The organism is Anaerorhabdus sp. (assembly GCF_036641015.1).
Taxonomy (GTDB): domain Bacteria; phylum Bacillota_I; class Bacilli_A; order Erysipelotrichales; family Erysipelotrichaceae; genus Anaerorhabdus.
The window spans coordinates 1-8,848 of the sequence record NZ_JAVWFO010000042.1 but is presented as its reverse complement, the minus strand read 5'-3'; the positions used below and the strand labels follow the sequence as shown (position 1 = coordinate 8,848).

Genomic DNA, 8,848 nt, shown 5'->3' with positions numbered 1-8,848 from the left:
ACCAAATCCAAATAACCATATAGCCAATGAATCAAATACCTCTACATTCATTCCTAATTTTTTACCACGTTTTTGTGCAACAACATATCCTAATCCAATACCGATTGCTATCATAAAACCATATGTATAAAATGTAAGTCCACCAATTTTGAAAAGTTCATTATGCATATGTATACCTCCTTCGCAATAAATAAAAAATATGCCTTTTAAAGTACTAAGTCAATAATAAATCCCTCAAATATTTCTAAATATTTAAAAAGCCAGCGTTAACTGGCTATTTTCGTAACATCATAATCTCTTCTTTATATGGAGGCTGATCATCTATCCAAGGAGTTTCTAAAATCATTATTTTATCCTCCAATAATGGATGATGAGCAACTTGATACAATCCTTCAAAACCAATTTCACCTTGGCCTAAATTTGCATGACGATCTTTTTTTGCACCTTTGATATTCTTAGAATCATTTAAGTGTACTACATAAAGTTTATCTAACCCTATGATTCTATCAAATTCTTCTAATACTGAATCAATGTTTAACACATCATATCCAGCATCATGAATATGACATGTATCTAAACACACGCCATACTTATTAAGATATCGAACACCATCTAGTATTAGCTTAATTTGTTCAAAACAATACCCTACTTCACTTCCTTTACCTGCCATAGTTTCAAGACAAATAATTATATCATCATCTTCCTTAACCACTTCATTTAAACCTTGTATGATTGATGCAATGCCTTCTTCAAGAGTTGCACCAACATAAGACCCTGGATGAAGCACTAAATATGTAGCACCTATCTCCGTCACTCGATCAATTTCTTGTCTTAAAAATGATACTGCTAAATCATATGTTTCAGGTCGAATAGTATTTGCAAGATTAATAATATACGGAGCATGTATAACCATCCTATCAAATGGAATGTTATTACTTTTTAATAATTCTTTTGCTTCCTCTACTTTTAAAGAGGCAACACTTTTACGAATTGTGTTTTGTGGTGCTCCAGTATAAACCATTAGTGCATTAGCATCATAACTTAATGCATCTTTTACAGAACCAAGTAGATAATCTGGTGCACTCATTGATACATGGGAACCAATTATCATTCAATAATACCTTTAGATTTAAGTCTTTGTTCAGTTTTATATCTTTCTTTACGTTGATTTTTGATTTCATTTCTAATCATTTCACGACGTTCTTTTTGCTTAATTTTTTTAACCATTTCTGCTTTTTTCTTTTTATATAATGGTTTTACTTTTTCTTTTTTCTTAGTTATTTTCTTAGCAATTTCTTTTTCGCGTAAGTCATTTTTAGCAACTTTCTTTTGACCATACGGTTTTAATTCAGTCCAAGTTCCGCTTTTAAAACTACGGTGTTCAAAATGAATCCCTTTTTCTTTTAGTAAGTGGATTGCTTTATCATCACTTTCCTTATATAAGGCAAAGCATGTTCCTTCTTTACCTGCACGACCAGTTCTTCCTGAACGATGAATATAGAAATCTAACTCACTTGGAAATCCAAGTGATACAACATGTGTTATACCTTCTACATCAAGACCACGTGCTGCAATATCTGTTGCAACTACATAAGTGTGATCTAAACTTTCTAACTGTTTCATGGCTTGTTTTCTTTGACGTGCTTGCAAACCACCATGTATTTCAACTATTGTTTTTCCACTTTTACGTAATAATGCAGCAACTTCCCCTGCCTCTTCTCTTGTATTAGCAAATATTAAACATACATATGGCATAAACCCTGGCAACATGTCTAATAATGCTTCACCATAACTTTTGTGCTTACAAGGAATTAACACATGTTCAATTTTCGGATTTGATGCATGATCATCCTTCATCAATATAGTCTGAGGTGCATTCATATATTTTTTTAGGAATGGTTTCAATGCTGTTGGAATTGTAGCACTAAATGCCATCATTTGTAACTTACTACCCATTCTTCCACAAATAGCATCTACATCATCTAGAAATCCGTACTCAAGTGTCATGTCCGCTTCATCTACTACATAGATTGAAGCTGTATCAACACGCAATACCGATTGTTCCAAGAAGAGGTCTTTAATACGACCTGGTGTCCCAATTACTATATGTGGTTGCTGTTTAATTGAATCAGCCATTTTAATACGGTCAATACCACCTGTAACTAATTTTACACGTAATGTTGGATCAGCTTTCATCATTTCTTTTGCATTCTTAAAAATTTGCATTGCCAATTCACGCGTAGGAGCTGTTATTACTGCTTGTACAATTTGTTGAGTTGTATCTATTCTTTCCATTAAAGGAATTAAAAAAGCATGTGTTTTACCCGTTCCGGTATCTGAAATCGCAATTATGTCTTTCCCTTTAATTGCCATTGGAATTACCGCATTTTGAATTGGAGTTGGTTCCACGAAGCTGTTTAAGCGAATAAACTCTTTCGTTTTGTTATTAAAATTAAAATCTTGATATGTTTTCATAGAATCATCCTTCCATGTGTATTATACTATTTTTAGACACAGAAAGGAATGTTGAAATGGAAATAATCCCTGTAATACCACGTGGTTATTGTAAAGGAGTGGTTCGTGCTATCAATTTAGCTAAACAAACTGCCCATAAATATCCTAACACAACAATAACTATGTTAGGAATGATTGTACACAACAAATATGTCGTGGAAGCTTGTGAACAACTTGGCATACAATGTGTCGAAGAAAAAGGTAAAACAAGACTAGAATTATTAGATAAAATTAAATCTGGTGTAGTTATTTTTACTGCCCATGGAATAAGTGAAGAAGTCTATCATAAAGCAATTGAAAAAGGATTAATCGTAGTTGATGCATCTTGTGATGATGTGACAAAAACACAATTGATTGTTAAAGAATATTTATCAAAAGGATATGAAGTATTATATATAGGAAAGAAACATCACCCTGAAGCTGAAGCAGTCATTGCTATCTCTGAACACGTACACTTTATTGAAAACGAAAACGATTTAGTAAATCTTCCAAAATACAACAAAATAATGGTTACAAATCAAACTACCATGAGTATTATAGAAATCTATAAAGTACTTGAAGCAGCTAAAGAAAAATATCCTAATATCGAGATTCTTGATGAGATATGTAACGCTACTCGTATTCGACAAGAAGCAATTGAAAAACTAGAAAATATTGATTGCTTATTTGTTGTAGGTGATCCTAAATCAAACAATAGTAATAAATTAAAAGAGATTGCTATTGAACACAATATTCCAAATGTTTATTTAATTGAAACATCAAATGACATCAAAGAAGAATGGTTAAAAGACGCCAATAGAGTTGCTATTACCAGCGGTGCTAGTACCCCTACATATCTAACAAACCAAGTCATTCAATCACTTAATAACTATGCAAGTACAAACAAGTTATTACATTTAAAGATTGACATAAAACATCTATTAGATTAAGAAGACATCCAATTGTGGATGTCTTTACTTATTTATCACTTAAATTTGAAGATTCACTCTCTTCGATAGGTTTAATCATCATTTTAATTGAATCTGCGCTTTGTTCATCGCTATTATTCAATTCACTATTTAAGTCTTTAAGATCAATACTAGCATTGATCATAATTCCTAATACTAAAAATAAATATTTAAAGTCCGAAACTATTGAAACTATTTTTAACATTAGACTTCCAATCCAAGATACGCCTAATATCCAAGCAATTGCAATTGCAAAATAAACACCCATAATTCCAAAAGAAATCAGAAGAATAATTCGACTTGTTTGATGACTTAATTTAGTAAATTTCAATCCTGTAACTAAAGCAAATAAAGCTGCAAATGAGAAAAACATAATAGGCAAAACAAAGAATCCTAATATTTGTAACCAAGTTAAATCATAATTATATCTAACTAAATCATATGCAGATGGATAAAAAATAACCAACAAAGCAGAACAAACAACTAAAACTACAATATAAAATGCAATTAATTTACTTCTTCTATTTTTCATCATAATCCCTCACTTTCTGACATTACTCTAATTTTAGACTAGCACTAAAAATAATACCAAGTATTACAAATCCTAAATAATTACTATTAATCAATAAAAATTTGACTAAATTATATAAAGCAGTTGGGATACCAATAGGTAATATCACTAACATAAATATAACTAAATAATAAACTATAAATGTAATGATTACAAATACCAACAATTTCTTACATGTTTCTTCTGTAAAATTAGTAAACTTCAATCCACTTAGTAATGTTAATAGAGCAACCGGAGAAAAATATAAAATAGGTGCTAGGAAAAGAATATATAAGTTTCCGCTCTCAGAGTTGCTTGTTAGAAAACTATTTACTTCATTTGGTATCAACAAATAAATTGAAAACCCGATAATAACTAATATCGTTAATATTGCTAAAATTATCTTTTTATTTAATTTCATGATTATTCGCTCCTTAAAGTAAGTATATCATATCCCACATATGTTCAATAAAAAAACTCAACAACAGTTGAGCTATCTATAAAAAATATAAATTTATTGTTTCAAACTTTCCAATTCTTGGTCAGTTAAATATCGCCATTCCCCTAGTTCTAATTCACTATCTAACACCAATGATCCTATTGTTAATCTTTTTAAATAAGTAACCTCAGAATCACACGCAATCATCATTCTCTTAACTTGATGAAACTTTCCTTCCATGATTGTTAACTCCAACGAATTATCTGTAAGAATTTTTACATTTGCTGGCTTACATAATTCATCACCATCAATGGTGATACCAGACTCTAATAATTTAATATGTTCACTAGTTAATGGATTGCTGATTTCGACATAATATGTCTTAGCAACATGTTTTTTTGGTGATAGTAAATCATGTGCTAATTGTCCATCGTTGCTTATTAAACATAAACCCTCAGTATCAATATCAAGTCTTCCAACAGGGAATAAACCCTTAGTAGAATCTTGAATACAATTTAATACTGTTTCATGTAATCCATCTTCAGTTGCACTAATTACACCTTGTGGTTTGTTTAACATGATATATACATATTTTGAATAAAGAACATTAACACCATCAATCGAAAGTTCATCGTTTTCTTCATCAAATTTAAAATCTTCCTTAGTACAAATAACTCCATTTATGCTAACGATACCACTTCTTATAATTTTTTTTACATCTTTTCTTGTGCCATACCCTAAATGAGCTAGGCATTTATCTATTCTCATCATAATTTATTTTTTCTTTACTATTTTTTTAATTAAGCCGGTTAGATTAACCCCTAAGATTGCTTTAGGTAATCCCAAACAAGCACTAGTAAAATAGTAGACTCCCATTCCTACAATTCCATAAATCCCTAATATAAAGACACCATACAATTTCCCATTACCTACTGCATCTAGCCCAATTAAACGTAATAATACGAATGAGCCATTCATTGCAAATAGACATAAACATATTCTAAAAAATCTTTTGAATGTTCTACCATAATGAACATGATATTTGTTTTGAATTAATTGTAAGTTCAAAAATATAACAACAATTGATGTAAGTATACTTGAAGTCAATGCTCCCGAATAGCCAAACATATCAATTAATAAAAAGAATGAAACTACTTTAACAACAAATCCAATGAATAAGTAAAATAAACTTTGCCTTCTTAATCTTAATGTCATCATCATTGAACTACAGATTGGTGACAATGTACCCGTAATTGATATAGCACTACTCCAACGAAGAACCTCTGAACCTAATGCAAGATTTGCATCTCCATACATTACATAATAAATCGGTTCAGCAAGTACTAATAAACATAAGAATAAAGGCATACCAATATAAAGAACAGTATCTAAACAATCCAATACATTTTTTTGTAATTCTTTCCAGTTCTTATTTTCAAGTGAGATAGTAAGATAAGGTACAATCCCTGCACCAAAACCAATCGCTAGTACTTGTGGAATTGAAGTAAGTTTATTACATGTCCCTTGCATCATACCTAAAATTAAAGTGTAATGATCATAATTCTCTGCAGTTGCTTTTACTGCACTCATAAAGAATGAATTATTAACTAGACTCATACTATTTCCTAAAATTGAAGCTAATAAATAAGGAATACCAAATATCAATAATTCTTTAAATAATTCTTTTGCAGGAACTGCCGGTTCCTTTTGATATCTCGCAGCTCTATTTAAATCTCCAATATTTTTACGATCAAAACGATAGTAATAACCAATTGCAATAATTGCTGCTAACGAAGTAGCTAATACCGCCATATAAATAGCAAATATACTTTCTAGTTTAAATATATAAATACATATTGCACCTAAAGCTAGTAAAGATCCTATGCGTGTTACTTGTTCAATTACTTGTGATACCGCATATACTTTCAATTCTTTTAGTCCTTGATAAAATCCTCTAAAAACACTTAAAAAAGGAACTGAAATAACCGCTAGAGTTAAAATAAAAAAACAATTTTGTAATGTTTTAATATCCTCTATTGGAGCACTTGCACCAAGTGAACCTTTTGCCAATGGAAACGAAATAGCTGCAAATACGATTGCAATAACGAATCCTGAAGCAAGCATTAATGACATAGATAGTTTTCTTACTAACATAACAGTTTTAAAATCATTCTTATTAGCGTATCGAGCGACAAGTGCTGCAATAGCGAATGGAAATCCTGCCGTACAAATATTTAATAATAATTCATAATATGTATAAGCTTGAGTATAAAAAAACATGTTATTTTCTGTTGCCATCGCTGTTAATGGAACTAAATAAAATAACCCTAAAGCTTTAGAAATAAATATTCCAGCAGAACTTGTTAAAGCACCCGCCATGAAAGATTGCTTTTGTCTTTGTGTCATCGTTTAATCTCCATTACTACTCATAGTATCAATATGAAGTAGTAAAAACTCTTCTTGTTTTTTTGTATTACTTTTATCTGTCCAAGATATCATTAATTTAACATCAATAGAATTACTTGTTGTGTCCCCACTTAAGACTAATCCTTTAACATATCCATCTTTAACTGGTGAATCCTTAGATATTAAATTATAGGTTTCATCATCTAATATACCAATTGAAGGAGCCATAACAGAATTCGCATCAACCCCTACCTCTAAAGCCATCAATTGCACATTATACATACTTTCATTTGCATTATCGATTATAATGTAATATCTATGTGTACCATCAGCTAATGTACTCATCTCACTACTAACAATAAAATTATCTGATGTCGCAGCTATAGAATTAACTTCTTGTAAAGTTTCAATATTTGATTTATAAACATCTAGTTTTCTTGAATCGAGTTCATTACTATTTTTACTTTGGCACCCACTTAAAAGAAGGATTGAAATAATTAAAACTACCCACCATTTTTTCATGAACTCACCTCTTGGATATTTTATCATAAACTCTCCTAAATTCATATAATACAAGGGTATTAGTTCACACTTTCACAAGCAAAAAGTTTCTTCATACAAATGACTTTAATTACTAGTTAGTCATGTATACAAGAAACTTTTAGTTTTATAGTCTTAGAATTCTAATGTGAAGTAATTTTTCTTACCTTTTTTGATAATAGTAAATTCTGAATTAAAAGCAGATTTCTTTTCAAGTATTGCATCTAAATCAGTAGTTTTTTCGCCATTGATTTGTATAGATCCATTTTGAATTAATTCACGTGCTTCACGCTTACTTTGACACACTTTACAATCAACAAGTGTTTCAATCAAATTTGCACCATCTTCAACTTTAAATTTAGGTACATCTGCTAATCCTTGACGAATTTCATCAGCTGTTAAGTCTCTAATATCACCTTTAAATAGTGTTTCAGTAATTTTAAGTGCTGATGCTAATCCATTTGATCCATGTACTAATTCAGTTAACTCAGCAGCTAAAGCTTTTTGCGCTTCACGCAAGTGTGGTGCTGCTTTCATAGATTCTTCCAAAGCCATAATCTCTTCAGGTGTTTTTAATGATAAACGTTTTAAGTAATCGATTATATCAGTATCAGCTGTATTAAACCAAAATTGATAGAAATCATATGCATTTGTTTTAGTTGGATCTAACCAAATATTTTTACCTTCACTCTTACCAAATTTTGAACCATCTGATTTCGTAATTAATGGAGATGTAATACCAAATACTTTTGCAGTATCACCCTTAACTTTACGAATCAAATCAACTCCCGATACAAGGTTACCCCATTGATCAGATCCACCAATTTGTAATTCACAATTGTGTTCTGTATATAGCTTTAACCAGTCAATTGCTTGAAGAATTGTATAAGTAAATTCAGTAAATGAAATTCCTGTTTGTAAACGAGATGCAATGGTATCTTTAGCTAACATATAACTAACATTAAAATATTTTCCATAATCTCTTAATACTTCCAACAACGTAAATTTACCCAACCAATCATAGTTATTAAGTAATATAGCTTTATCAGTTCCAAAATCAATAAAATGAGCTAACTGTTTCTTTAAACAATCAACATTGTAATTTAACTCTTCAACAGTTAATAATTTACGCTCAGTTGTTGGACGTGGATCTCCAATCATCCCCGTACCTCCACCACACAACGCTATAGGGCGATGTCCAGCATTTTGATAACGACGTAATAACATAATTTGTTGTAAGTGACCTACATGTAATGAATCAGCAGTAGGATCAAATCCACAATATGCTGTAACTGGTTCTTTAAGTTTCTCTTCTAATCCAAGTAAATCAGTACAATCTTTAACTAAACCTCTCCATTTTAACTCTTCCAAAAAATTCATTTTCTTCTCCTCCTGAAAATAAAAAAAACGTCCTAACAAAGGACGTTTAATAACGCGGTACCACCTTAATTC

At 30.6% G+C, this 8,848-nt stretch carries 10 protein-coding genes; 1 reads left to right on the top strand and 9 read right to left on the bottom strand.

Features of this window, described 5'->3' with window-relative positions:
* The 3 genes from RR430_RS09325 to RR430_RS06890 form a co-directional block, all read right to left on the bottom strand.
* Positions 1-168, bottom strand: a 168-nt coding sequence (locus tag RR430_RS09325) for a prolipoprotein diacylglyceryl transferase family protein (RefSeq protein WP_442879636.1), incomplete at its 3' end; no start/stop codon positions are given.
* 106 nt (positions 169-274) lie between these two features.
* Entirely contained in the window at positions 275-1,111 is an 837-nt protein-coding gene (locus tag RR430_RS06895) for a deoxyribonuclease IV (protein WP_332508826.1), read from the bottom strand.
* A complete protein-coding gene (locus RR430_RS06890) occupies positions 1,108-2,475 on the bottom strand; it encodes a DEAD/DEAH box helicase (protein WP_332508825.1) in 1,368 nt (455 codons plus the stop codon). Before RR430_RS06890 ends, RR430_RS06895 begins: the two co-directional genes overlap by 4 nt.
* 56 nt (positions 2,476-2,531) lie before the next feature.
* On the opposite strand from RR430_RS06890, the gene ispH reads away from it, so the two are divergent.
* The gene (ispH, locus tag RR430_RS06885) at positions 2,532-3,443 is read left to right on the top strand and encodes a 4-hydroxy-3-methylbut-2-enyl diphosphate reductase (protein WP_332488495.1); all 912 of its coding nucleotides are present in this window, start codon (positions 2,532-2,534) and stop codon (positions 3,441-3,443) included.
* Positions 3,444-3,471: 28 nt separating this feature from the next.
* Here ispH and RR430_RS06880 read toward each other — a convergent pair whose 3' ends face one another.
* From RR430_RS06880 to tyrS, 6 genes are all read right to left on the bottom strand, one after another.
* On the bottom strand, positions 3,472-3,993 hold the full coding sequence (locus tag RR430_RS06880; protein ID WP_332488497.1) for a hypothetical protein: 522 nt from the start codon (positions 3,991-3,993) through the stop codon (positions 3,472-3,474).
* Between the two features lie 22 nt (positions 3,994-4,015).
* Complete coding sequence (locus tag RR430_RS06875; protein WP_332508824.1) at positions 4,016-4,432, bottom strand: hypothetical protein; 417 nt, start codon at positions 4,430-4,432, stop codon at positions 4,016-4,018.
* A 93-nt stretch (positions 4,433-4,525) separates the two neighbouring features.
* Entirely contained in the window at positions 4,526-5,221 is a 696-nt protein-coding gene (locus tag RR430_RS06870) for a pseudouridine synthase (RefSeq protein ID WP_442878275.1), read from the bottom strand.
* A gap of 3 nt (positions 5,222-5,224) precedes the next feature.
* Positions 5,225-6,856, bottom strand: a complete 1,632-nt coding sequence (locus RR430_RS06865) for an oligosaccharide flippase family protein (RefSeq protein ID WP_332488499.1) — start codon at positions 6,854-6,856, stop codon at positions 5,225-5,227.
* Between the two features lie 3 nt (positions 6,857-6,859).
* On the bottom strand, positions 6,860-7,378 hold the full coding sequence (locus RR430_RS06860) for a hypothetical protein (protein ID WP_332488501.1): 519 nt from the start codon (positions 7,376-7,378) through the stop codon (positions 6,860-6,862).
* A gap of 153 nt (positions 7,379-7,531) precedes the next feature.
* The gene (gene tyrS / locus RR430_RS06855; protein WP_332488502.1) at positions 7,532-8,776 is read right to left on the bottom strand and encodes a tyrosine--tRNA ligase; all 1,245 of its coding nucleotides are present in this window, start codon (positions 8,774-8,776) and stop codon (positions 7,532-7,534) included.
* Positions 8,777-8,848 lie beyond the last annotated feature (72 nt).